Annotated in this window: 24 protein-coding genes; 14 read left to right on the forward strand and 10 right to left on the reverse strand. The window is 73.7% G+C overall.

The features are described from left to right. Nucleotides 1–161 precede the first annotated feature (161 nt). Together K8U61_RS02050 and K8U61_RS02055 are read right to left on the reverse strand one after the other, a co-directional pair. Complete coding sequence (locus K8U61_RS02050; protein ID WP_224121297.1) at nt 162–629, reverse strand: toll/interleukin-1 receptor domain-containing protein; 468 nt, start codon at nt 627–629, stop codon at nt 162–164. Between the two features lie 398 nt (nt 630–1,027). Then, on the reverse strand, nt 1,028–1,723 hold the full coding sequence (locus K8U61_RS02055) for a TetR/AcrR family transcriptional regulator (RefSeq protein WP_224121298.1): 696 nt from the start codon (nt 1,721–1,723) through the stop codon (nt 1,028–1,030). Nucleotides 1,724–1,831: 108 nt separating this feature from the next. Between K8U61_RS02055 and K8U61_RS02060 the strand changes: the two genes are divergently transcribed. Continuing rightward, entirely contained in the window at nt 1,832–2,830 is a 999-nt protein-coding gene (locus K8U61_RS02060) for an NAD-dependent epimerase/dehydratase family protein (protein WP_224121299.1), read from the forward strand. On the opposite strand, the gene K8U61_RS02065 is transcribed toward K8U61_RS02060, so the two are convergent. Next, the gene (locus K8U61_RS02065) at nt 2,785–4,584 is read right to left on the reverse strand and encodes an ABC transporter ATP-binding protein (RefSeq protein ID WP_224121300.1); all 1,800 of its coding nucleotides are present in this window, start codon (nt 4,582–4,584) and stop codon (nt 2,785–2,787) included. The genes K8U61_RS02060 and K8U61_RS02065 overlap by 46 nt on opposite strands. 87 nt (nt 4,585–4,671) lie before the next feature. Between K8U61_RS02065 and K8U61_RS02070 the strand changes: the two genes are divergently transcribed. Both K8U61_RS02070 and K8U61_RS02075 read left to right on the forward strand, forming a co-directional pair. Continuing rightward, the gene (locus tag K8U61_RS02070; RefSeq protein ID WP_224121301.1) at nt 4,672–5,133 is read left to right on the forward strand and encodes a MarR family winged helix-turn-helix transcriptional regulator; all 462 of its coding nucleotides are present in this window, start codon (nt 4,672–4,674) and stop codon (nt 5,131–5,133) included. Nucleotides 5,134–5,197: 64 nt separating this feature from the next. Next, nucleotides 5,198–6,133 (forward strand): RNA polymerase subunit sigma-70, encoded by a 936-nt coding sequence (locus K8U61_RS02075; RefSeq protein ID WP_224121302.1) that lies wholly within the window; start codon nt 5,198–5,200, stop codon nt 6,131–6,133. On the opposite strand, the gene K8U61_RS02080 is transcribed toward K8U61_RS02075, so the two are convergent. After that, nucleotides 6,123–6,716: a dihydrofolate reductase family protein gene (locus K8U61_RS02080; protein ID WP_224121303.1), complete on the reverse strand. Its 594-nt coding sequence runs from the start codon at nt 6,714–6,716 to the stop codon at nt 6,123–6,125. The genes K8U61_RS02075 and K8U61_RS02080 overlap by 11 nt on opposite strands. Before the next feature lie 68 nt (nt 6,717–6,784). On the opposite strand from K8U61_RS02080, the gene K8U61_RS02085 reads away from it, so the two are divergent. Beyond that, nucleotides 6,785–7,243 carry an SRPBCC family protein gene (locus K8U61_RS02085; protein ID WP_224121304.1) on the forward strand — a complete coding sequence of 153 codons (459 nt, stop codon included), beginning with the start codon at nt 6,785–6,787 and terminating at the stop codon, nt 7,241–7,243. A gap of 12 nt (nt 7,244–7,255) precedes the next feature. Next, nucleotides 7,256–7,840, forward strand: coding sequence for a dephospho-CoA kinase (gene coaE, locus K8U61_RS02090; RefSeq protein WP_224121305.1), 585 nt, complete (start codon nt 7,256–7,258; stop codon nt 7,838–7,840). A 203-nt stretch (nt 7,841–8,043) separates the two neighbouring features. On the opposite strand, the gene K8U61_RS02095 is transcribed toward coaE, so the two are convergent. Next, nucleotides 8,044–9,012 carry a sigma-70 family RNA polymerase sigma factor gene (locus tag K8U61_RS02095; protein ID WP_224121306.1) on the reverse strand — a complete coding sequence of 323 codons (969 nt, stop codon included), beginning with the start codon at nt 9,010–9,012 and terminating at the stop codon, nt 8,044–8,046. A gap of 175 nt (nt 9,013–9,187) precedes the next feature. Beyond that, entirely contained in the window at nt 9,188–11,311 is a 2,124-nt protein-coding gene (locus tag K8U61_RS02100; RefSeq protein ID WP_224121307.1) for a S9 family peptidase, read from the reverse strand. A gap of 23 nt (nt 11,312–11,334) precedes the next feature. Here K8U61_RS02100 and K8U61_RS02105 point away from each other — a divergent pair, with 23 nt between their 5' ends. From K8U61_RS02105 to K8U61_RS02120, 4 genes are all read left to right on the forward strand, one after another. Continuing rightward, a complete protein-coding gene (locus K8U61_RS02105) occupies nt 11,335–12,027 on the forward strand; it encodes a 5-oxoprolinase subunit PxpA (RefSeq protein ID WP_224121308.1) in 693 nt (230 codons plus the stop codon). 48 nt (nt 12,028–12,075) lie between these two features. Further along, nucleotides 12,076–12,612, forward strand: coding sequence for a hypothetical protein (locus K8U61_RS02110; protein WP_224121309.1), 537 nt, complete (start codon nt 12,076–12,078; stop codon nt 12,610–12,612). A gap of 392 nt (nt 12,613–13,004) precedes the next feature. Further along, on the forward strand, nt 13,005–13,628 hold the full coding sequence (locus K8U61_RS02115) for a 5-oxoprolinase subunit B family protein (protein ID WP_224121310.1): 624 nt from the start codon (nt 13,005–13,007) through the stop codon (nt 13,626–13,628). Then, on the forward strand, nt 13,625–14,470 hold the full coding sequence (locus K8U61_RS02120; protein WP_224121311.1) for a 5-oxoprolinase subunit C family protein: 846 nt from the start codon (nt 13,625–13,627) through the stop codon (nt 14,468–14,470). Before K8U61_RS02115 ends, K8U61_RS02120 begins: the two co-directional genes overlap by 4 nt. Here the strand turns inward: K8U61_RS02120 and K8U61_RS02125 are convergent. Continuing rightward, nucleotides 14,424–15,746, reverse strand: coding sequence for a DNA polymerase IV (locus K8U61_RS02125; protein WP_224121312.1), 1,323 nt, complete (start codon nt 15,744–15,746; stop codon nt 14,424–14,426). The two genes, K8U61_RS02120 and K8U61_RS02125, sit on opposite strands and share 47 nt — an antisense overlap. A 126-nt stretch (nt 15,747–15,872) precedes the next feature. On the opposite strand from K8U61_RS02125, the gene K8U61_RS02130 reads away from it, so the two are divergent. Genes K8U61_RS02130 through K8U61_RS02140 form a run of 3 tightly spaced genes read left to right on the forward strand, consistent with a single transcriptional unit; the run spans nt 15,873 to nt 19,461 of the window. Then, the gene (locus K8U61_RS02130; RefSeq protein ID WP_224121313.1) at nt 15,873–16,847 is read left to right on the forward strand and encodes a DUF4192 domain-containing protein; all 975 of its coding nucleotides are present in this window, start codon (nt 15,873–15,875) and stop codon (nt 16,845–16,847) included. Nucleotides 16,848–16,856: 9 nt separating this feature from the next. Beyond that, complete coding sequence (locus K8U61_RS02135) at nt 16,857–18,005, forward strand: carboxylate-amine ligase (protein WP_224121314.1); 1,149 nt, start codon at nt 16,857–16,859, stop codon at nt 18,003–18,005. Further along, complete coding sequence (locus K8U61_RS02140) at nt 17,998–19,461, forward strand: glutamate-cysteine ligase family protein (RefSeq protein WP_224121315.1); 1,464 nt, start codon at nt 17,998–18,000, stop codon at nt 19,459–19,461. Before K8U61_RS02135 ends, K8U61_RS02140 begins: the two co-directional genes overlap by 8 nt. Nucleotides 19,462–19,464: 3 nt before the next feature. On the opposite strand, the gene K8U61_RS02145 is transcribed toward K8U61_RS02140, so the two are convergent. Further along, nucleotides 19,465–19,914, reverse strand: a complete 450-nt coding sequence (locus K8U61_RS02145) for a hypothetical protein (RefSeq protein ID WP_224121316.1) — start codon at nt 19,912–19,914, stop codon at nt 19,465–19,467. A 112-nt stretch (nt 19,915–20,026) separates the two neighbouring features. Between K8U61_RS02145 and K8U61_RS02150 the strand changes: the two genes are divergently transcribed. Together K8U61_RS02150 and K8U61_RS02155 are read left to right on the forward strand one after the other, a co-directional pair. After that, nucleotides 20,027–20,428, forward strand: coding sequence for a universal stress protein (locus tag K8U61_RS02150; protein WP_224121317.1), 402 nt, complete (start codon nt 20,027–20,029; stop codon nt 20,426–20,428). Between the two features lie 55 nt (nt 20,429–20,483). After that, nucleotides 20,484–22,118 carry an MFS transporter gene (locus tag K8U61_RS02155; RefSeq protein ID WP_224121318.1) on the forward strand — a complete coding sequence of 545 codons (1,635 nt, stop codon included), beginning with the start codon at nt 20,484–20,486 and terminating at the stop codon, nt 22,116–22,118. Here K8U61_RS02155 and K8U61_RS02160 read toward each other — a convergent pair. Then, nucleotides 22,069–23,007 carry a universal stress protein gene (locus tag K8U61_RS02160; RefSeq protein WP_224121319.1) on the reverse strand — a complete coding sequence of 313 codons (939 nt, stop codon included), beginning with the start codon at nt 23,005–23,007 and terminating at the stop codon, nt 22,069–22,071. The two genes, K8U61_RS02155 and K8U61_RS02160, sit on opposite strands and share 50 nt — an antisense overlap. 11 nt (nt 23,008–23,018) lie before the next feature. Then, nucleotides 23,019–23,912 (reverse strand): universal stress protein, encoded by an 894-nt coding sequence (locus K8U61_RS02165; protein ID WP_224121320.1) that lies wholly within the window; start codon nt 23,910–23,912, stop codon nt 23,019–23,021. Nucleotides 23,913–23,927 lie beyond the last annotated feature (15 nt).

Here is a 23,927-nt window from a genome sequence, read left to right on the forward strand (position 1 = left end):
CGCTCCAAGGTCCCGATCCCGGCCAAGCGTGCCAATGTGCTCCGACTGTCGGCGGCGAGTGGGCGGGTCGCGGCCAGTCAACCAGAGGAGCTCGGTTGGAGGGCGAGATCTGGCCGGAGCCCGAGCCCGGACGAGACCTGGGTCGTCGGGCACGGGCTCCGTCAGACGATCGCGCTCTCGGCCGCGGTCGCGGCCGCCACCTTCTTTGCGACGTCCTCAAGCGACAGGTCAGTGCCGGTGGTCAGCCCGGACCGCGCTCCGAGCAGGGGGCTGACGTCCCGGACGGCGTCGAAGTCCGTGCCGTGGGCGATCGGGATCACCCGGTCCGTCGCGAGTAGCGCTGCGAGCTCCTTGCTGGCGATGCCAGTCGCCGCCCGGAGGGTCTCCAGCATCGCGGGGGTCACGAGGACGATGCCGCCTCGCGAGTCCCTCAAGCCCTTGTCGATCTCGGTGAGCAGCGACTTGCCGAGGCCGACGTCGTACTCGCTGAACCAGACCGTTGCGCCGTGGGTGACGAGCAGGTCGCACAACTCCTTCGCGGCGCCCGCGCGGTCATCCCACGCATGGCAGAGGAATACGTCTCGGCGGTCGGGATAGACCCGCGCGATCCGCTCGGCGTTCCGCGCCATCGGCTCGAAGGTTCGCCACTCAGTGGGGCTGTAAGACACGGAGCCGCCGCCGCGCAGCCGGCGCGACCCCCCGCTGCCAGAGGACCCGCCCCCGCGCAACCCGCCACCGCTGGACGAGCCGCCCCCACCGCTCCAGTACGGGTTGGACGTCGGCGGGGAGTAGGCGGGTCGGTAGGACGAGTAGTACGACCGGCCCCCACATGCAGGACAGTTGGCGGCCCCGCTCGCGGTGCGGTGGCCTCGATACGGTGCTGTGCATTGCGCCATGACCCGATGCTAAAGCCGCCCGCCGACACCGGCAGGCGCAATGCCGTGGGAGTGTCCGGCCCTGACCAAGTCGCTAAGGCGATGTGCGCTCGCGATCGCGGTTTGTGCGTCATTCTGGGCGGAAGGACGCCTCAGCCGGTCAGCCCCAGGTCGGCGGCGAGCTGGCCGGTGACCTGGGCGAAGTGGGCGTCGTAGTCGAGGACGCCGCGGTGCATGTGGCCGAAGAGCTCGAGGCTGAGGTGGCCGAAGACGCATGCCCAGGCCATCAGCCAGCGGAGCATGCGCTCGTCCTCGACGGGGCTCGGGATGGCGTCGCGGACGGGGCCGAGGGCGGTGCGTTCCTTGGTGCTGAGCCGGTTGGTGGGCGCGCCGAGGACGTGCTGGGCGAGCTCGGACTCGGCGACCAGTGAGAGGAGGGCCCCGGTGATGCGGCTGGCGGCGGGGACGGTGTCGTCGGGGGCGACGTAGCCGGGGACGGGGGAGCCGTAGAGGAGGGCGTACTCGTGGGGGTTCGCGAGCGCCCAGGTGCGGATCGCGTTGGCCCAGGCGAGGAACCGTTTGTCGAGGTCGGTACGACGCTTGACGTGCGCGTCGGCGGCCTCGACGGCGGCGCCGAGCTCGTCGTACGCCTCGACGATGAGGGCGGTGAGGAGCTCGTCGCGGCTGGGGAAGTAGCGGTAGACCGCGGAGGAGACCATGCCGACGTCGCGGGCGATCTGGCGCACGGAGAGGGCGGCGGGGCCGACCTCGGCGAGCTGGGCGCGGGCGCGGTCGAGGATCGCGCGGGTCTGCTCGGCGCGGTTCTCGGCTCGGGTCTTCGGGGCCATGGGGACATGCTCGCACATTTCGAGAGCAGTGCTCTTGTTTTCGTGGTCGGCGTGTGTCAGTCTGGAGAAACAGAGAGCGGTGCTCTCGTTTCTACCTCAGGAGGAACCATGTCCCAGCTCCACCGCCAGCTCCACGTCGTCGTCGGCGCCGGCCCCGTCGGCCGCGCCACCGCCCTCGAGCTCGTCGGGGCGGGCCACGAGGTGCTCCTCGTCAGCCGTTCGGGTGCGGGTCCCGAGATCGCCGGCGTACGCCGGGAGGCCGCCGACGCCGCCGACGCCGACCGGCTCACCGAGCTCACGACCGGCGCGACGGCGCTCTACAACTGCGTGAACCCGACCGACTACACGGTGTGGCCGACCTTCTGGCCGCCGGTGGCGGAGGCGTTCCTGGTCGCGGCCGAGCGCACGGGTGCGGTGCTGGTGACGGCGTCCTGCCTCTACGGCTACGGCCCGGTCGACGGGCCGATGACCGAGGGCCTGCCGGACGCCGCGACCGGCAAGAAGGCCCGGATCCGCGCCGGGATGTGGGCTGAGGCCAAGGCCCGGCACGAGGCCGGGCGGATCCGCGCGGTCGAGGTGCGCGGCTCGGACTACATGGGCCCGTGGGTCTCGCCGTCGGCCGGCCACGTCGCCCGGGTCACCGAGGCCGCGCTGGCCGGCAAGACGGTGCGGGTGATGGGCCGCCCCGACGTACCGCACTCCTTCACCGACGTGCGCGACATGGGCCGGGCGCTCGCCGCCGTGGCCGCCGCGCCGCAGACCTGGGGCCGGGTCTGGCACGCCCCGACCAACGCGCCGGTCACCCAGGCGCAGGCCATCGCCGACGTCTGCCGCGCGGCGGGCAAGGAGCCGGTCAAGGTGAAGGGCTTCCCGAAGGAGACGCTGGCGATCAGCGGGCTCTTCGTGCCGGTCATGCGGGAGCTGCGGGAGACGGAGTACCAGTTCGCCGCGCCGTACGTGCTCGACTCGAGCGCCATCGAGCGCGAGCTCGGGCTCACGCCGACGCCGTGGGCCGAGGTGTGCCGGGCGAGCGCGTACGGCGACGCTGCGGCCGGACCCGGTCAGGCCGCGACGGTCGTCAGCCCGCTGCGCACCAGGTCGGCGTAGCGCCCGTTGCGGAGCAGCAGCTCCTCGTGGGTGCCGAGCTCGACGACGCGACCCTCGGCGAGCACCGCGATCTGGTCGGCGTTGCGGACCGTCGAGAGGCGGTGGGCGATGGTGATCGTCGTCCGGCCGGCGGCCAGCTCGTCGAGGGCGGCCTGCACGTCGCGCTCGGTCTCGTTGTCGAGCGCGCTGGTGGCCTCGTCGAGCACCAGGATCCGCGGGTTGCGCAGCAGCGTGCGGGCGATCGCCAGCCGCTGCTTCTCGCCGCCGGAGAAGCGGTGGCCGCGCGAGCCGACCATGGTGTCGTAGCCCTCGGGCAGCGCCGCGATCACGTCGTGGATCCGGGCGGCCCGGGCGGCGGTCTCGATCTCGGCGTCGGTGGCGTCGGGCTTCGCGTGCCGCAGGTTGTCGCGCACCGAGGCGTGCAGCAGGTAGGTCTCCTGGGTGACCACGCCGACGGCGGCGGCCAGGTCGCCGAGCGCCAGGTCGCGTACGTCGACGCCGTCGATCCGGACCGCGCCCGCGGTCGGGTCGTGGAGCCGGGCGACCAGCGAGGCGAGCGTGGTCTTGCCGCTGCCGGTCTCGCCGACCAGGGCCAGCGACCCGCCGGCCGGGACGGTCAGGTCGATGTCGTGCAGCACGAGGGTGTCGCCGTACCCGAAGTCGACGTGGTCGAGGCGCACCTCGCCGCGGACGTGGTCGAGGCGGACCGGGTCGGCGGGGTCGTCGATCTCGACGGGGAGGTCCTGGAACTCGAAGATCCGGCTGAAGAGCGCCAGCGACGCGGTGACGTCGGCCTGGACGCCGAGCAGGCCCATGAGCGGGCGGAAGAGGGTGCTCTGCAGGGCGACGAAGGCGACCAGGGTGCCGATCGTCATCCCGTTGGACGTGGCGGGGAGGCCGGCGGCGAGGTAGAGGGCGGCGGGTACGGCGGCGAAGACGATGTTCATGGTCGCCATCAGCCAGCGGCCGGCGAGCTGGGAGCGGACCTCCAGGTCGACCAGGTCGGCCGAGGTCTGCTCGAAGCGGCGGGCCAGCGTGGGGGCGGCGCCGAGGGTCTTGGTGAGCTGGATGCCGCTGATCGAGAGGCCCTCCTCGACCTGCACGTGCAGGTCGGCGAGCTTGGCCTGGCGGGCCGCGGTCACGGCGTACCGGAGCCGCGCGACCTTGCGGGTCAGCAGCACGGCCGGGGGGAGGACGACGAGCGTGATGAGCGCGAGCTGCCAGCTCAGCGCCACCATCGCGATGACGGTGCCGACGACGGTGGTCAGGTTGGAGGCGATCGAGGTCGCCGTCGAGGTGACCACCGACTGCATGCTGCCGATGTCGTTGACCACGCGGGACTGGATCTCGCCGCCGCGGGTGCGGGTGAAGAAGCCGACCGACTGGCGCTGCAGGTGGCCGAAGAGGTCGGAGCGCAGGCGGTGCATGACGCGCTGGCCGATGGTCGTGGACTGCCACGACTGGAAGACGCCGAGCGCGGACGTCGCCACGGCGATGCCGACCATGAGCAGCACGCAGGTGACGAGCAGGCCGACGTCCTGCTGGGGGATCGCGACGTCGATGACGTGCTTGACCAGGAACGGCTGGGCCAGCGCGATCACCGAGCTGGCGGTGATCAGGGCGACGACGAGGAGGAGACGGGCGCGGTGCGGCGCGAAGAGGCGGCCGATCCGGCGCAGGGAGACGGGGGCGTCGGCGAGCTGGGCCCTGTCGGCCGCTCGCTTCTCGGGGTTGGGGTTCGTGGGCCTCGGCATCGGACCACCCTCTTTCTGCGCTCGGGGCCGGACAATAGTGAGGTTACCTCACGATGAGGGAACAACACGAATTGCTAGGATGTTCCCGTGCACCACCACCTCCCCTCCGCGTCGGGCAGCGAGCCGGGCAGCGAGTCGACCAGCGAGCTGCTGATGATGGCCGCCCGTTCGATGCGCAGGTCCTTCGGCGAGACGATGGCGGCGTACGACGTGACGCCGAGCCAGGCCCGCGCCCTGCGGGTCGTGGCGCAGCGCGAGTCGGTGCGGCTCTCCGCGCTCGCCGAGGCGCTGCGGATCGCGCCGCGGTCGGCCACCGAGGTCGTCGACGCGCTGGAGGAGCGGTCGCTGGTCGCCCGCGAGCCCGACCCCGCGGATCGGCGGGCCACGTGCGTCGTCCCCACCGATGCCGGCGCGCGGCTGGGGGAGGCGCTCGACGAGGCCCGCCGGCAGGCGACCGAGGAGCGACTGTCGGTGCTCAGTGACGCCGACCGGGCGGAGCTGACCCGGCTGCTGCGGCTGATCGTGGAGCAGGACCGACCCGGGTCGTGATGAGTTATCGCCGCCCACCCCGTCGTACCTGCGACAGGACGTGATCGAAGGGGAGGATGGCGCGATGACCGTGGGCGAGCTGACGGAGGTCGACGAGACGGGCTTCTCGGCCCTGGCGGAGCCGCACCGCCGCGAGCTGCACGTGCACTGCTACCGGATGCTCGGGTCCTTCGAGGACGCCGAGGACGCGGTGCAGGACACCTTCCTCAGGGCCTGGCGGCGGCGGGAGACCTTCGAGGGGCGCTCGACCTTCCGGGCCTGGCTCTACCGGATCGCGACCAACGCCTGCCTCGACCTGCTGGCCACGCGGCGGCCGGCGCCGGCGGTCGGCGGCGAGGTGCCGTGGCTGCAGCCCTACCCGGACCGGCTGCTCGACGAGCCGGAGGCGCTCGCCGTCGCGCGGGAGACGATCGAGCTGGCCTACCTCGTCGCCGTGCAGCACCTCGCGCCGCGGCCGCGGGCCGTGCTGATCCTGCGTGACGTCGTGGGCTGGCCGGCCAAGGACGTCGCCGAGCTGCTCGGCGACTCGGTCAACTCCGTCAACAGCGCGCTCCAGCGGGCCCGCGCCGGGTTGCGCGCGCACCTGCCCGCGGAGCGGCAGGACTGGACGGGCGGCGAGGAGGACGCGGAGACGCGGGAGCTGGTACGCCGCTTCACCGACGCGACCGTGGCCACGGACCTCGACCGGATCGCGACGATGCTGCGCGACGACGTCCGCTTCGCGATGCCGCCGACGCCGGGCCTGCACGTCGGCCGCGACGCCGTCATCGCGGACTGGCGGGCCGACGGCTTCGAGAGCATCACCGGGCTGCGCGGCGTACCGACGTCGGTGAACCGGCAGCCCGCGATCGGCTTCTACCTGTGGCAGGAGCGGGAGGGCGCCTGGCTGCCGCTCACCATCGACGTGCTGCGGATCAGCGGGGGAGCGGTCACCGAGGTGACGATCTTCCACGCCGACCGCTTCGCCTCGCTGGGGCTGCCGGAGCGGCTCAGCGCCTGACCGGGTAGCGCAGGTGCAGCACCCGGTCGCCCTGGATGACGGTGGTCGGGTCGCCGAGCAGGTGCTGGCCGTCGAGGCCGCCGAAGTAGCGCTTGCCGGAGCCGAAGACGACCGGCACGACGTCCATCGCGACCTCGTCGACCAGGCCGAGGGCGAGCGCCTGGGCGCCGGCCTCGCCGGCGCAGATCGCGACGACTCGGTCCCCCGCGCGGCGCTTGGCCTCCTGGACGGCGGCGGTGACGTCGTCGAAGAACGGTACGTCGGCCTCGGGGTGCCACCCGTCCGGCTTCGGCCGGTGGGAGACGACGATCAGGTGGTCGCCGGCGGGCGGGTCGGCCTCCCAGCCGTTGGTGAGGTCGAAGAGGTGGCGACCCTGGATGGTCGCGCCGATGCTCGCCCACATCTCGCGGACGTAGCCGACCGACTCGCGGCCGACCCGGAACGGCGCGTGCCGGCCCTCGGGCCCCTCGACGATCGGGGTGTCGCCGTTGAAGTACCAGTCGAAGAGCGGGCCGACCTCGTCGTGCTCGTCGGCGATGAAGCCGTCGACCGAGACCACCGCGTGCATCATCACCGTTGCCATGACGGTGTCGACCGGGTGCGCTTCGGCGATTCATCGGCGTACGACGGCCGCGGTGCTTCGATGGGCCCATGACCGATGACGAGCAGACCCCACGCGTCGCGACCGCGACGCGTGCGATCGCGGCGCCCGCGGAGGCCCTCTTCGAGCTGATCGCCGACCCGAGCGAGCAACCCCGGTGGGACGGCAACGACAACCTGGCCGAGGCGGCCCCCGGCCAGCGGGTCCGGGCGGTCGGGGACGTCTTCGTGATGACCACGTCCAAGGGCAACGTGCGCGAGAACCACGTCGTGGAGTTCGAGGAGGGACGCCGGATCGCATGGCGGCCGGCCGAGCCCGGCGCGGAGCCCCCCGGCCACCTGTGGCGCTGGGAGCTCTCGCCGCTGGGGCCGGACGCGACGGAGGTGACGCACACCTACGACTGGACCGAGCTCCGCGACGAGCAGCGCCTGCCCCGGGCGCGGGCGACGACCGCCGACCGGCTGATGGCCTCGATGGACCGGCTCGCCGAGCTCGCCGAGCAGGGCTGACAGGATGGCCGCATGCGAGTGGGACTGACCGGCGGCATCGCGTCCGGCAAGAGCACGGTATCGGCGATCCTGTCCGAGCTGGGGGCCGTCATCATCGACGGCGACAAGCTCGCCCGGGAGGTCGTCGAGCGTGGCACGCCGGGCCTGGAGCAGGTCGTCGAGGCCTTCGGACCCGAGATCCTCACCGCCGACGGGGACATGGACCGCGCGAAGGTCGGCCAGATCGTCTTCAACGACGAGGCCAAGCGGAAGCTGCTCGAGTCGATCGTGCACCCGCTGGTCTTCGAGCGGTACGCCGAGCTGGAGGCGTCCGCCCCGGCCGACGGGCTGGTCGTGCACGACATCCCGCTGCTGGCGGAGTCGGGCCGCGCCGACGGCTTCGACGCGGTGATCGTCGTCGAGACGCCCGCCGAGGTGCAGGTCGAGCGGATGCTCCGCGACCGCGGCTGGACGCGCGCCGACGCCGAGTCCCGGATCAACGCCCAGGCCAGCCCCGAGCAGCGGCGCGCGATCGCGACCCACCTGATCGTGAACACCGGCACCCGCGAGGAGCTCCGGGCGCGGGTGGAGGAGGTCTACGCCGAGCTGGTTGGCTGATGTGGGCCGACCGGCGGGAGCGTCGCGAGTGCCCGCCGAATGTAACGCGGAGTTATGGGGTCTTCCGCCCCGGCATAACGCATCGGAAGACGCCATAACTCCGCGTTACATGCATGCCCACCCCGAAATGGTCTCGACCCGCTCGCTGAGGGGGCGAGCGGGTCGAGCGGTCCGGAAGGGGACGCGGGTCGATCAGGGGTGGATCAGGCGGCGAGGTCCGGGTCGCCGAGACGGCGGAGCTTCTGCAGGGCCTCGCGCTCGAGCTGGCGGACCCGCTCGGCGGAGATGCCGTGCTTGAGGCCGATGTCGGCGAGCTTGTGCTGCCGGCCGTCGACCAGTCCGTAGCGGGAGCGGATGATGTCCGCGGCCCGGTCGTCGAGCTGGCCGACGAGGGCGTTGAGCCGCTCGCGGGACTCGACGTCGAGGACCGTGAGGTCCGGGCCCGGCGAGGTCTCCTGGGCCATCAGGTCACCCAGCGAGGTGTCGCCGTCCTCGTCGATCGGCGAGTCCAGGCTGACGTGCTCGCGGCCCCAGGCCATCAGGTCGAGGACCCGGTCGAGGTCCATGCCGAGCTCGGCCGCGATCTCCTGCGGCTCCGGGTCACGACCCAGCTGCCGCTCGAGGGTACGGCGGGCGCCGCCGACCTGGTTGAGCTCCTCCACGACGTGCACGGGCAGCCGGACGACGCGCGCCTGCTGGGCGATGCCGCGGGTGATCGCCTGCCGCACCCACCACGTGGCGTACGTCGAGAACTTGTAGCCCTTGGTGTAGTCGAACTTCTCGACCGCACGGATCAGGCCGGTGTTGCCCTCCTGGATCAGGTCCAGCATCGGCATCTGCGCCCGGCCGTACTTGCGCGCGATCGAGACGACCAGGCGCAGGTTGGCGGTGATGAACGTGTCGACGGCCTTGCGGCCCTCCTCGGCGAGCCACTCGAGCTCCTCCTCCGAGGCGTAGAGCGGCGCGCCGCCCTTCTTGCGGCCGACGCGGCCCTCGGCGAGCAGGGCCTCGGCCATCAGGCCGGCCTCGATCGTCTTCGAGAGCTCCACCTCGGCGGCGGCGTCGAGCAGCGGGTTGCGGGCGATCTCGTCCAGGTACAGGCCGACGCTGTCGCGGCCCTCGATCTCCCGGGTCCCGGTCGGAACCGGACGAGCTGCGGTACGTGTAGCCATGACGCCCTCCTTCCATCGGTGGACGGCGCCAACCGCGCCCCCACACGTCTTCTCCAACGCCCACGGTGCCCGGTGGATTCCCCGGTCAATCACGGGTGTTGTCGTGGTGCCTTCACCTGACTCGACGTGCGAGGGGGCGGCGGAGTTGCGTCGGGGACGTACTCTCAGAAACTTTTCAGGACTTCGCCCGGGCCAGACCCATCCGGTCGAGGATCCAGGCGAGCGTGAACGACCGGTCGTGCCAGGACTTGTAGCGCCCCGAGACGCCGCCGTGGCCGGCCGCCATCTCGGTCCGCAGCAGGAAGTCGCGGCGCCCGGTGGCGGTCGCCCGGAGCCGCGCGACCCACTTCGCGGGCTCGACGTACATCACCCGGGTGTCGTTGAGCGACGTCTCGGCCAGGATCGGCGGGTAGTCCTGCCCGGTGACGTTGTCGTACGGCGCGTAGGCCGCGATCGTCTCGTACGCCGCGGGGTCGCCCTCGGGGTTGCCCCACTCCTCGTACTCCATGACCGTCAGCGGCAGCGACGCGTCGAGCATCGTGGTGAGCGTGTCCACGAAGGGCACCCCGGCCACGAAGCCGGCGAAGAGCTCCGGCGCCTGGTTGGCCACGGCTCCGATCAGCAGCCCGCCGGCGCTGGCGCCCTCGGCGACCATCGTGTCCGCGGTCGTCCAGCCCTCGTCGATCAGGTGCCGGGCGCAGGCCGCGAAGTCGGAGAACGTGTGCGGCTTCTTGTCGAGCTTGCCGTCGTCGTACCACCGGCGGCCCATCTCGCCGCCGCCGCGGACGTGCGCGATCGCGAAGGCGGCGCCGCGGTCGAGCAGCGAGAGCCGGGCGATCGAGAAGTAGGGGTCGATCGAGGTCTCGTAGGCGCCGTACCCGTAGAGCAGCAGCGGCACCGGCCCGGTCCGGCCGCGCCGCGCGACGATCGAGATCGGGATCCGCTCGCCGTCCTCGGCGGTCGCCCAGAGGCGGTGCTCCTCGTAGTCGGCGGCGTCGTACCCGCCCAGGACCGGCGTACGGCGGAGCAGGGTCAGCTCGCGGCTGCGGACGTCGTAGTCGTAGACCGACGAGGGCACGGCAAGCGTCGTGTAGCCGAGTCGCAGGGTCGGCTGGGCGAAGCCGGGGTTGCCGGAGGCGCCGACGGTGTAGATCTCGTGCTCGAACTCGATGAGGTAGTCGTCGCCGACCCCGTCCGCGCCGAGCTCCAGCACCCGCAGCTGGGTGAGGCCGTCGCTGCGCTGGTGGACCACGAGGTGGCCGGCGAAGGCGTCGACGTCCTCGAGGCGTACGGCGGGGTCGTGGGCGATCAGCGGCGTCCACGCCTCGGCCGGGGTCGGGGTCAGGGGAGCGGTGGCCAGCTCGAAGTCGGGCCCGGTGTGGTTGTGCAGCACCAGGAAGACGTCCTCGCCGCCGATGACGGCGTGGTCGAGGGAGTACTCGGTCCCGGCCCGGCGCTCGGCGAAGACCTGCCAGCCGGCGGCGACGTCGTCGAAGTCGAGGTAGCGGTACTCGCTGGTGGTCTTCGAGCCGGCCGCGATCACCAGGAAGCGGTCGCTGCGGGTCCGGCCGACCCCGAGCCAGAAGCGCTCGTCGGGCTCGTGGTGGACCAGCTCGTCGTCGGCCTGCTTGGTGCCCAGCACGTGCCGCCAGATCTTGTCGGGGCGCCAGGACTCGTCGACGGTCGAGTAGTAGAAGGCGTCGCCGGCGCGGTCCCAGGTCGCGCCGCCGAGCACCCCGGTGATCTCGTCGTCGTGCAGCTCTCCGGTCGCGATGTCCTTGACCTGGATCGTGTAGCGCTCGTCGCCGACCGTGTCGGTGGCGTAGGCGAGCAGCGTGCCGTCCAGGCTCACCGCCGAGCCGCCGAGGGAGAAGAAGTCGTGGCCGTCGGCCAGTGCGTCGAGGTCGAGCAGGACCTGCTCACCGGGCAGCGCCGGCTGGTCCGGCCCGACGTCCTCGGCGGGCCGCGGGGGCACCCAGCTCTCCGCATCCACGACCGGCACGCGGCAGCTGGCGCCGTACTCGCGGCCCTCGAACGAGCGCCCGTAGTACCAGTGGTCGCCACGCCGGGTCGGCACCGACAGGTCGGTCTCGAGCGTGCGGGCCTTGATCTCGTCGAAGATCGCTTGGCGCAGGTCGGCGAGGTGCGCGGTCTGCGCCTGGGTCCACTCGTTCTCGGCTTCGAGGTAGGCGGTCACGTCCGCGCTGCCCTTGTCGCGCAGCCACTCGTAGTCGTCGGTGCGGGTGTGGCCGTGGTGCTCGGTGGTCTGCGGACGCTTCTCGGCGACGGGGGGCTGCATGGCCGCGACGATAGCGTCGGGGTGTGCACGGCCCGACGATCGACCTGAACGCCGACCTCGGCGAGGAGGTCACCGACGATGCCGCCCTGCTCGCGGTCGTGACCAGCGCCAACGTGGCCTGCGGCTACCACGCCGGGACGCCGGCGATCATGCGCGCGGTCTGCGCCGAGGCGGCCGCGCGCGGGGTCGCCGTCGGGGCCCAGGTCTCCTACGACGACCGGGCGAACTTCGGCCGGGTCGCCCTCGACGTGGCCTACGGCGTCCTGCGCGAGCAGGTCGCCGACCAGGTCGGCACCCTGGGTGGCTTCGCCGCCGAGGCGGGTACGACGGTGCGCTACGTCAAGCCGCACGGCGCGCTCTACCACCGGGTGCTCGACGACGAGGAGCAGGCGCGGGCGGTGCTCGACGGGTCGGGCGAGCTGCCGGTGCTCGGCATGCCCGGGCGGCTCCTCGACCTCGCGGGCGCGGCCGGGCGGGGCGTCTTCCACGAGGGCTTCCCCGACCGCGGCTACACCGCGGAGGGCCGGCTCGTGCCGCGCGACGAGCCCGGCGCCCTGGTCGTCGACGAGGAGGGGATCGTCGCCCAGGCGCTCGGGCTCGCGGACCGGGTCGACTCGCTGTGCCTGCACGGGGACAGCCCGGGGGCGGTCGACCACGCCCTTGCCGTACGCGCGGCGCTCGAGCGGTCTGGACGGGTGCTCCGCCCCTTCGCCTGACGGGCGCGTTGTCCTCACCTTCCGCGCGCCCGGGCCGAAGATCCGGGTGTGACTCCCGTGCTCCGCCGCGCGCTTGCGGCCGCCGTCGTCGTGCCCGCACTTCTCGCCCTCGGCGCCTGCAAGGCCGAGGTGTCGGCCGGCGGCGGCTACGACCCCGACGACCTGGCCGCCCAGGTCCAGGCCGAGCAGGAGAAGGTCACGCCCGACCTGGACGTCACCGACCCGACCTGCGAGGACGTGGACGGCAACCCGAGCGAGGGCGACACGATCGACTGCTCGGTGAGCATCGACGGCGTCGAGGCGCCGTACGTCGTCACGCTGACCGCGGCCGACGACGACGGCCTGAAGTTCCACCTGGAGCCGGCGCAGGCGATCGTCTCGACCGACAAGGTGGAGAGCGGCCTCGAGGACCAGTTCACCCAGCAGGGCTTCGACGTCGACGTCGACTGCGGGGGCGCCTCCGTGATCGTCGACGACCCGGGGTCGGTCTTCCTCTGCACCGTGGCGCAGGACGGCGTGGAGCAGACGAAGAAGGTCACGGTCACCATCAAGGACATCGACGGCAACGTCGGCATCGACTACTGAGGCTTCTCCACAGGTTCGCCCACAGGTCTGGACCGTCCCCTGTGCACTGTCGTCCCGTGTGGTGGAGGGTGACCGCTCGGCTGTGGAGGAAGCTGTGGGTTCCGCCCCAGTCCTTGCGGAGTGTGACCGGCGCCACGTAGAACTCTCCTCACCGAGTCCACCGCTTGCGGGGGACGAGGGGATCGGAGAGGGACGAACGTCCATCCCGCGAGGCGACTCGCGGCGCCGGCCCGGTGACGGGGACGGCGGGGCGGGAGGACCACTGCGATCGGTCGGACGTCACCGGAGCCGATCGAGCCGAGGGGCCCCTGGCGCTCATACCGCCGGGGGCCCCTCACCCATTTCCCCACCATGGTGCCGGTCATGCCTCGCTCTGCACCAGACTGGCGCACATGGCTGGTCACACGGCTCCGCCGTCCCTGAGGGTGCGCCCCGCCGGCCGGCACGCGCTCCTGGTCGAGGTCGGCGACCCGGCGGCGGCCCTGGCCCTCGCGACCTGGGCGCGGAGCGCCGGCGTCGAGGCGGTGGAGGTCGTCCCGGCCGCGGAGACGGTGCTCTTCGACGGCGTGAGCGACCCCGGGGCCCTCGCCGCGCGCCTGGGGGATTGGTCACCAACCCCCTCCCAGGAGCGTGCGGGAGCGCTGGTCGAGGTGCCGGTCGCGTACGACGGCGCCGACCTCGACTTCGTCGCCGACGCCTGGGGCACCGACGTGGCGGGCGTCGTCGAGCGGCACACCGCCACGGAGTTCGTCTCGGCCTTCTGCGGCTTCGCGCCCGGCTTCGCCTACCTGGCCGGCCTGCCCGCGGACCTCGCCGTACCCCGGCTGGAGTCGCCGCGCCCGCGGGTGCCCGCCGGGTCGATCGGGCTAGCCGGCACCTGGTGCGGCACCTACCCGACGGCCTCGCCCGGCGGCTGGCGCCTCCTCGGCCGCACCGACGCGCCGCTGTGGGACCCCGACCGCGACGAGCCGGCGCTGCTCGCGCCCGGCACCCGCGTCCGGTTCGTGGCCCGATGAGCCTCCACGTCGTCGAGGTCGGCCCGCTGGTCACCGTCCAGGACCGCGGCCGGCGCGGCCACGCCCATCTCGGCGTGCCGCGGGCCGGGGCGCTCGACACCCGGGCCGCCGACCTGGCGAACCGGGTCGTCGGCAACGACCCCGACGCCGCCGTGCTCGAGGTGCTGATGGGCGGCCTGGTGCTGCGCAGCGACGTCGGTCGCTGGGTCGCCGTCACCGGAGCGTCCGGGCCGGGTCGCGCCGCGTGGCTGGCGGCGGGCGCCGAGCTGCGGGTCGAGCCACCCGCGACCGGGCTGCGCTCCTACGTCGCCGTCGCGGGCGGGATCGCGGTGCCGCCGGTGCTCGGGTCGCGCTCGACCGACACGCTCTCGTGGGTGGGACCGCCGCGCGTGGAGGCCGGCGCCCGGCTGCCGGTGGGGCGGCCGCTGCGCGAGCCGCCGGCGTTCGACGTACCCCGGCCGCCCGCGCCCGGACCGCTGCGGATCGTGCCGGGCCCGCGCGACGACTGGTTCGCCCCGGGCGCGCTCGACCGGCTCTGCGCGGCGGCGTACGTCGTCACCGCGGACTCCGACCGGATCGGCCTGCGCCTCGACGGGCCGCCGCTGGAGCGGGTGCGTCCGGGTGAGCTCGCCTCGGAGGGGATGGTCCTGGGCGCGGTGCAGGTGCCGCCCGACGGCCGGCCGGTGGTCTTCCTCGCCGACCACCCGCCGACCGGCGGCTACCCGGTGATCGGCGTCGTCGACGAGGACGACCTCTGGCAGTGCGCGCAGGTGCGGCCGGGGGAGCGGGTGCGCTTCACCCGCCGGCAGCCGGATCCGGCTCGGGCGGCCGCCAGGCGCTGAGCGCCGGGTCGTCCTCGGCGTACGACCGGACCGGGCCGGCCGGCGTCTGCGCGGTCTCGAAGCGGACGGTCACCACGCCGCGGCCGGAGCCCCAGACCCAGCCGCGACCCATCTCCTCGTGCTCCACGTCCATGCCCGGCGCCCAGGTGCGCCGCGAGTGGTGCGGGACGACGATCTCGGGCAGCTCCTCCTCGGCCTCGGCGGTCTCGCCGAAGAGGTCCTCCTGCACCCAGTCGGCCAGGCCGGAGACGCCGACGCCGAGGAGGCGTACGCCGCCCGACGTGTCGAGGTCGGCCAGGAGCGTGCGGGCCATCCGGGCGATCGTCGTGCGGCTGTCGGTGGGCGAGGGGAGGGTCGAGGAGCGGCTCAGCGTGGTGAAGTCGTGCAGCCGCACCTTGATCGTGACGGTGCGGCCGGACAGGCCGTTCTTGCCGAGCCGGGTCGCGACCTCGCCGGCCTGCCGGGTGAGCAGCCCCTCCATGAGGGTGCGGTCGGTGAGGTCGGTGTCGTAGGTGCCCTCGACGCTGACCGACTTGGTCTCGCGCTCGGGCTCGACGGCGCGGTCGTCCTGGGCGCGGGCGAGGTGGAAGAGCCAGGTGCCGTGGGCGTTCCCGAGCAGCCGGACCATCTCGTCCTCCGTCACGGTCTCGAGCTCCTCGACCGTGTGGATGCCGACCCGGCGGAGCCGCTCGGTCGTGGCGGGGCCGACGCCCGGGATCACGGTGACGTTCATCGGCCGGAGCAGGTCCCGCTCGGTGCCGGGCGCGACCACGACGAGACCGTCGGGCTTGTCGAGGTCGCTGGCGATCTTGGCGATGAACTTCGAGCTGCCGACCCCCACCGACGCCGTCAGCCCGTCGGTCACCTCGACGACCCGGCGGCGCAGGTCCTGCGCGAAGGCCGTCACCGTCGGGACGGCGAGATCCGGCAGGTCCGCCTGCCGCAGGTCGACGAACGCCTCGTCGAGCGAGAGCGGCTCGACCAGCGGCGAGACCGATCGCAGCAGCCCCATCACCCGTTCGCTGGTCTCCCGGTAGGCGTGGAAGCGGCCGGAGAGGAAGGCGGCGTGCGGGCACCGGGACCGCGCCTCGCGCGTCGACATCGCCGAGCGGACGCCGTAGCGGCGGGCCTCGTACGACGCGGTCGACACCACGCCGCGGCCGCCGACGCCGCCGACCACCACGGGCTTGCCGCGCAGCGAGGGCTTGTCGCGCTGCTCGACCGCCGCGAAGAACGCGTCGAGGTCGAGATGCAGCACCGAGGCCTCCGTCCGCACGGGCGCAACCTACCTCCCGGCGCCGACGGCCCACCTTCCCTCCACAGCGACGCTCCGATCGGGGTCGTGCACAGGGGGTGTGGGAGAGGGGCCGCGGCTGTCCGCCGCCCCGGCGAACCTCGACCCATGACCGCTCCCTCCGCACACCCCAGCCCGCTGACCCTGGTCGCCCACGACCCCGTCGACCTGTTCGCCCTCGTCCCCGTGGTGCTCGGCTTCGAGCCCACCGAGTCGCTGGTGCTGCTCACCTTCGGCGCCACGCACCCCTTCCACGCGCGCATCGACCTGCCGACCGTGCCCGACCGCACGCTCGACGCCGAGGTCGTCGACGCGCTGCTCGAGCCCGCGCTCCGACATCGGGTGGCGCGAGTGGTGCTCGTCGGCTACTCCGCCGACCGGCGGCGCGCCGGTCGGGTGGTCGGCGCGGCCCGGCGGGCCTTCGCCCGCGCCGGCGTCGACGTGCTCGCCGGTCTCTGCGCCGACGGGCGGAGGTGGTGGCCGGTGCCGGCCCCGGCGGGCTTTCCCGGCCACGGGGCGCCGTACGACCTGGGCGGGCACCGGTTCGCCGCCGAGGCCGTCCTCGACGGGCGGGTCGTGCACGGCTCGCGGGAGGAGCTGCGCGCGACCCTGGCCGCCGACCCGGTCCGGGTGGGCCGGGTCGTCGCCGCGCTGGCCGGGCTCGGGGGCGACCCACCGGTCCCGTCCGTCGACGAGGCGTGGGTGCGGGAGCTGCTCCGGACCCACCTCGCCGGGGCCGAGCCGCCCGGCGACGAGGCCGTCGCGCGGCTGCTGCGCGGCCTCCTCGACATCCCGGTCCGCGACGCGGCGTGGGCGGAGATCCGCCGGGCCGAGGTGCGTGAGCACCTCGCGTTCTGGACCGACCTGGTGCGCCGCGCGCCGGACCCGCTGGTCCCCGCCCCCGCCTCGCTGCTCGCCTTCGCGGCCTGGCAGGCGGGCCACGGGGCGCTGGCCTGGTGCGCGGTCGAGCGCGCCCAGGAGGCCGACCCCGACTACCACCTGGCCGACCTGGTCGCCCAGGTCCTCGAGCAGGCCATCCCACCGGACGCGTGGGAGGGCATGGGCGGGACGGAGGAGGGGTAGTGCTCCGCCATGGCGCGGACGGTGGGCGTGGAGGAGGAGCTGCTCCTGCTCGACCCCGACTCACGGCAGGTGGCCGCCGCGGCCCCGGCGGTGCTCAAGGAGTTCCACGAGCACGGCCACGGCCGCCGGCCGCCCCACGCGGCGACCGACGAGATCGACCACGAGCTCTTCCGGCACCAGCTCGAGACCCGCACCGACCCGGCCTCCGACCTCGGAGCGGTCCTCGACCAGGTGCTGGCGGCCCGTCGCACCGCCGGCGAGGCGGCGCGGGCCGTGGGCCTCCGGGTGGGCGCCGCCGGGACCGTGCCGCTCGGCGGCAGTGAGCCGGTCCTCACGACGGACGACCGCTACCGCGACATGCTCGACACCTACGGCCAGGTGGCCGGGGCCATGGGCACCTGCGGGATGCACGTCCACACCGAGGTCGGCTCCGACGAGGAGGGCGTCGCGGTCATCGACGCGATCGCACCGTGGCTGCCCGTCCTCGTCGCGCTGAGCGCCAACTCGCCCTTCGCCGACGGCGTCGACACCGGCTACGCCTCGTGGCGGGCCCAGGTGTGGTCGAGATGGCCCAGCGCCGGGCCGACCGCGCAGTTCGGGTCCGTGGCGGGCTATCGCGCGGTCGCCCGCACGCTCCTCGAGACCGGCGCGGCCCGCGACCCGGGGATGCTCTACTTCGACGCCCGGCTCTCCGAGAGCCAGCCGACCGTCGAGGTCCGGGTGTGCGACGTCTGCACCGATCCGGCGATCGTCGTCGGCATCGTCGCGCTCGTCCGCGGTCTGGTGGAGACGACCGCAGGGGAGTGGCGCTCGGGCGGCCGGCCGGCCCAGGTCCGCGTGGAGACGCTCCGCGCCGCGCACTGGCGGGCGTCCCGGCACGGGATGTCCGACGCGCTCGTGCACCCGGAGACGGAGCGGCTGGCGCCGGCCCGCGAGGTGCTGGCGGCGCTGGTCGACCGTGTCCGGGCGGCCGTCGACGCCGCCGGCGACGCGGAGGTCGTCGACGCGGTGCTCGAGCGCCCGGTCGCGGGCAACGGAGCGGCCCGGCAGCGGTCGGCGTACGAACGGACGGGAGAGGTGGCGGGTGTCGTGGACGATCTCATCGCTCGGACCGAGGGCAGCTGGGCCCCCGGTGCCCTAGGGTCAGCCCATGGGTGAGGAGGTCGAGGCCCAGGAGTTCTCCCGGGCCGACCGCACGCGGCACCGGGAGAAGGTGCGCCGCAACCTCGACGTGTTCGCGCGGATGCTGCGCGAGGCGCGCTTCGACACCGACGACCCGATGACCGGCCTCGAGGTCGAGCTCAACCTCGTCGACGACGCCGGCGACCCGGCGCTGAAGAACGCCGAGGTGCTCGAGGAGATCGCCGACCCCGACTTCCAGACCGAGCTCGGTCAGTTCAACATCGAGATCAACGTGCCGCCGGCGCGGCTGCGCGAGGGCGGGCTGACCACCTTCGAGGACAGCCTGCGACGCAGCCTCAACGACGCCGAGGCCAAGGCCGCCAAGGTCGGCGCCCACATGGTGATGATCGGGATCCTCCCGACCCTCGCCGAGGGGCACATGGGCCTCGACTCGCTCAGCGCCAACCCGCGCTACAAGCTGCTCAGCGAGCAGATCCTCAACGCCCGCGGCGAGGACATCACGATCGCGATCGACGGCGCCGAGCGGCTGCGCGCGACCGCCGACTCGATCGTCCCGGAGGCGGCGTGCACGAGCACGCAGTTCCACGTGCAGACCTCGCCCGACCAGTTCGCCGCCTACTGGAACGCCTCCCAGGCGATCGCGGCGATCCAGGTGGCGGTGGCCGCCAATGCGCCGTACCTCCTCGGCAAGGAGCTGTGGCGGGAGACCCGGATCCCGCTCTTCGAGCAGGCGACCGACACCCGCAGCGAGGAGCTGAAGGCGCAGGGCGTGCGGCCGCGCGTGTGGTTCGGGGAGCGGTGGATCACCTCGGTCTTCGACCTCTTCGAGGAGAACGTCCGCTACTTCCCGGCGCTGCTGCCCGTCACCGACGACGAGGAGCCCCTGGAGGTGCTCGAGGCGGGTGGCACCCCCCACCTGCCCGAGCTCCGGCTGCACAACGGCACCATCTACCGCTGGAACCGCCCGGTCTACGACATCGCCGGCGGGGTGCCGCACCTGCGCGTCGAGAACCGCCTCCTCGCCGCCGGCCCGACGGTCGCCGACACGATGGCCAACGCCGCCTTCTACTTCGGCCTGGTGCGCGCGCTGGCGGACAGCGAGCGGCCGCTGTGGTCGCAGATGTCCTTCAGCGCGGCGGAGGAGAACTTCCACGTGGCCGCCCGGCAGGGCATCGAGGCCCAGGTCTACTGGCCCGGCGTCGGTCAGGTCCGGGCGACCGAGCTGGTGCTGCGCCGGCTGCTGCCGATGGCCCGGGAGGGCCTGGCGTCGTGGGGCGCCGACAGCGCCGAGATCGACCGGCTGATGGGCATCATCGAGCAGCGCTGCCTGCTCGGCACCAACGGCGCGGAGTGGTTCGTCGGCCGGATGGCCGAGCGGGCCGGGGACGACCGCTTCGACGCCCTGCGCGCCACGCTCCTGGACTACCGCGAGCGGATGCACACGAACGACCCGGTCCACACCTGGGAGTGAGGCTCAGCGCTCTCCGCTCCGGTCGCGCAGGCGGGTCCAGGTGCGGCCCACCCCGCTGCGCGGGTCGAGCCAGCCCTGCCGGGTCACCACGACGAGGGTGAGCCGCACCCCGGCCTCCGCGGCCGCCGTCCGGGCACCCGACACCCAGGCGGCGTCGACGTCCTGGACGGAGAGGTCGCCCGGCCGGGTCAGCCACACCATCGGCACCCGCCGGTCGCGACGCAGCGCCCGGGCGAGCATCGCCGCCACGACGTCCGCCCGCAGCGCGTGGTCGTAGCCGCCCTCCGGACCGCAGGCCAGCACCTCCGTGACGCCGCCCGGTCGGCCGACGTGCAGCCGCGGCGCGAAGGCACGCCGGCGCTCCGCGGCCCGGTGGTCGAGGACCGCGCGGCGCAGCAGGCCGTGCAGCGCCGGGGCGACCGGAGCCTGGATGCCTTCGGTGGAAGCGGGCATGGGCCCAGCCTTCCCGTCCGGACCGATGTCCGCGCTGCTCCTCCACAGGCTGCGGCCCACCGCCCGATGGGCTACGGTGCGGGAACCAACAGGCCAGCAGGGGAGAGACTCGATGGGGACCGTCGTGGTGGGGTACGTGTCCAAGCCGGAGGGCGAGGCCGCGCTGCGGACCGCCGTCGACGAGGCGAAGCTGCGCGGGTCCGACCTCGTGGTCGTGAGCTCGCACCGCGGCGGCTCGGAGTTCGACGCCGAGACCGCGACCCAGGCCGACCGCGAGCTGGCCGACGTACGCCGCCTGCTCGACGAGTCCGGCGTGACCTACGAGGTCCGCCAGCTCGTGCGCGGATTCGAGCCCGCCGAGGACCTGATCAGCATCGCCGAGGCGAGTGGAGCCGAGCTGATCGTGATCGGCCTGCGCCGCCGCTCGCCGGTCGGCAAGCTCATCCTCGGCAGCAACGCCCAGCGCATCCTCCTCGACGCCCACTGCCCGGTGCTGGCCGTCAAGGCCGACTGAGCCCACCCGGCGCCGGGTGAGTCGGCGCCACCCCGGCCGCCCCGATGCTGAGGGGATGACGACCCCGACCGAGCGGGCCGGAGCGGCCTCCGGTCTGGTGCTGCTGACGCTCGCCTCGGGCCAGTTCCTGATGACCCTGGACAGCTCGGTCATGAACGTCTCGATCGCCCAGGTCGCGGCGGACGTCGGGACGACCGTCACCGGCGTCCAGACCGCCATCACGCTCTACACGCTCGTGATGGCCACGATGATGATCACCGGCGGGAAGATCGGCACGATGATCGGGCGCCGCCGCGCGTTCGCGATCGGCTGCGTGATCTACGGGCTGGGCTCGCTGACCACCGCGCTGGCGCCCGACCTCGGGATCCTGATCCTCGGCTGGTCGGTGCTCGAGGGGCTCGGTGCGGCCCTCATCATGCCGGCGATCGTGGCGCTCGTCGCGGCCAACTTCGAGGCGGCGCAGCGACCGCGCGCCTACGGCCTGGTCGCCTCGGCGGGTGCGGTCGCCGTCGCGGCGGGACCGCTGATCGGCGGCGCGGTGACGACGTACTGGACCTGGCGCCTGGTCTTCGCCGGCGAGGTCGTCGTGGTGGTCGGCATCCTCCTGCTGACCCGCCGCATCCACGACGCCGGGCCGAGCGGCCGGGTGCGTCTCGACGGGGTCGGTGTCCTGCTGTCCGCCCTCGGGCTGGGGCTGTCCGTGTATGGCGTGCTCCGGTCCGGCGACTGGGGCTGGGTGCAGGCCAAGCCCGGCGCACCCGACCTGTGGGGCGTCTCGGCGACGCTGTGGTCGGTGGTGGCGGGACTGGTCGTGCTGCGCGGGTTCGTCTGGTGGGAGGGACGGGTGGCCTCGCGAGGAGGGGAGCCGCTGGTCGACCTCGGCCTGCTCGGCAACGCGCGCCTGGTGGGTGGCCTGACGCTCTTCCTCTTCCAGTTCCTGCTCCAGGCCGGCCTCTTCTTCACCATCCCGCTCTACCTCTCGGTCGCGCTGGGGCTCAGCGCGCTCGACACCGGGGTCCGGCTGCTGCCCCTGTCGGTGACGCTCCTCGCCGCAGCGGTCGGTATCCCGCGGCTGTGGCCGACGGCGTCGCCCCGGCGCGTGGTCGGCACCGGGCTGGTGGCGCTCCTCGCCGGCATCCTCTCCCTGATCGCGGCCCTCGAGGTCGGCGCGGGGCCCGAGATCGTCACGGCCCCGCTCCTGCTGGCGGGACTCGGCGTCGGTGCGCTCTCCTCCCAGCTCGGAGCGGTGACCGTGTCCGCGGTGCCCGACGAGCGCAGCGGCGAGGTCGGCGGGCTGCAGAACACCTCCACCAACCTCGGCGCCTCACTCGGTACGGCGCTCGCCGGCTCGGTGCTCATCGGCGCGCTCACCGCCAGCTTCCTGCACGGCGTCGCCGACAACCCGGCGGTGCCCGACGAGGTCTACGCCTCGGCGGAGACCGAGCTCGCCGGCGGCATCCCGTTCCTCTCCGACACCGACCTCCGCTCGGCGCTGGCCGAGGCGGGCCTGCCGGCCGAGCAGGTCGACGCGGTCGTCGAGGAGAACGAGTCGGCGCGGCTCGACGGGCTGCGCATCAGCCTCGCCGTGCTGGCGCTGATCGCGTGCCTCGCGATCTTCCTGACCCGGCTGCTGCCGACGGTCAGCCCCGGGCAGCCTCCGTCGCCCACAGCGGGTCGATCGGGTCGGTGACCAGCACGGGGCACCGCGAGAACCGCAGCACGGTGCGCACCACGGACCCCAGGTGGTGGCTGACCCGGCGACCGGTCCAGTGCCGGCCGAGGACCAGGAGGTCGCTGCGTCGGGACTCGGCCACCAGCTGGTCGGCCGGCCGTCCGTGCCGGACCTCGACATGGACCGGCACGTCCTCGAACTCGTCCGTGACGGCCTTCAGCGACTGCCCGATCTCCCGGGCCAGACCCTGGGAGTGCTCGGCCATCCGCGTCCCCTGGAAGACGACGTCGTCGTAGTTGTCGCTGAAGGACCAGGCGTGCAGGACGCGGAGCGAGGCGCCGCGGGCCCGGGCCTGCTCGAGGGCACAGCGCACCAGGTGCGCGGCCGCCCCCGCGTCGTCGACCCCCACGGTCACCACGCCGAGCTCGTCGTCCCGCTCGTCCTCGGCGCCGAGGTCGTGCCGGTGCTCCGGCACCGACACGACGGGACCGTGCGCGCGGGCCGCCACGGACCGGGTGACCGAGTAGGTCGGCAGGTGCAGCCCGCGGCCCGGTCCCGGCTGCAGGACGAGCGTGGACCCGACGGCGGTCTCCTCCACCAGCGCCGAGGACGCGTGGCCGACGACCACCGACGTGCTGACCGGCACGCCCGGGTCCCGTCGGGTGACCTGCGCCGCGACCGTGTCGAGCAGCTCGCGCGCCGCCCGGTGGACCGGCTCGTGGCGGGTCCGCTCGGTGGAGCCGGTGGGGTCGACGAGCATCGGGTCGACCAGCATCGGATGGACGACGTGGACGAGCCGGATCGGCGCGCGGGTACGACGCGCCTCGGCGACGGCGTACTCGACCGCGGCGGCTCCGTCGTCCGGGCCGGCGACTCCGACGACGATCTCAGGGTGGACGGCGTTCATGGCGACCTCCTCTATCGGTCCGGTGTGGCGTCTGCAGGGTTCCGCCGGACCCGCGGCCCGGGCAGGGCCGTTCGTCCTCGCGCGGTCGGGACCTCCGTGTCGCCCTTGAGCGGTGGTGTCAGGAGGACCGGGCAGTGGCTCTCGTGGATGGCGGTGCGCGCGGTGCGACCCAGGTGGCACCGCCCGTCGGGGGAGGGCGGGTTGCGGCCGAGGACCAGCAGCTGACCACCCCGAGCGGCCCGGAGGACGACGTCGGTCGCGGGACCGCGTTGCACGTCGACGACCACGGGCAGGCCCGGCGCGAGCGCCTCCAGCTGCTCGCGCAGCCGGGCCGCGAGCTGGGCGGTCCAGAGCCGCCCCAGCGTGCGGTCCTCCACCGGGCCGAGCGGACCACGGAGGTCCCAGGCGTGCACGAGGTGGAGGGGCGCCTCGTGGATCCGGGCCTGCTCCAGGCCGATCAGCAGCTCGGCCGCGGCGTCGAAGGCGTGGTCGACGGCGACCACGACGGGCCCGGCCTCGTCCGGCCGAGGAGCCCACGTCGGCGGCACGCACGCGACGGTCGGGAACCCGCGGTCGTCGACCTCGCCCGCCGAGAGGGCCTGCATCAGGTGCAGCATGCTCGTGCGATGGACCACGACCAGGGCTGCGTCGGCGCAGGTCGCCAGCATCGCTCCCAGGTCCGCGGTCGGGGTGACGAGCGTGTCGACCGGGACTCCCGGGCCGGCCAGCAGCTCGGCGACGCCGGCCGACCGGTCCACGAGACCTCCGTGCGCCAGGTCGGCCGGCCCGACGACCCGGAGCGGCCGGCCGGTCAGGAGCGCCTCACGGGCCGCGAAGTGCAGCGCGCTGTCGATGCCGTCGTGGGGGACCACGACGTCGACGGGGGCGAAGGACGACTCGGACACGGCGCACTCCGGGAG

This window comes from Nocardioides mangrovi (assembly GCF_020073815.1).
Taxonomy (GTDB): domain Bacteria; phylum Actinomycetota; class Actinomycetes; order Propionibacteriales; family Nocardioidaceae; genus Nocardioides; species Nocardioides mangrovi.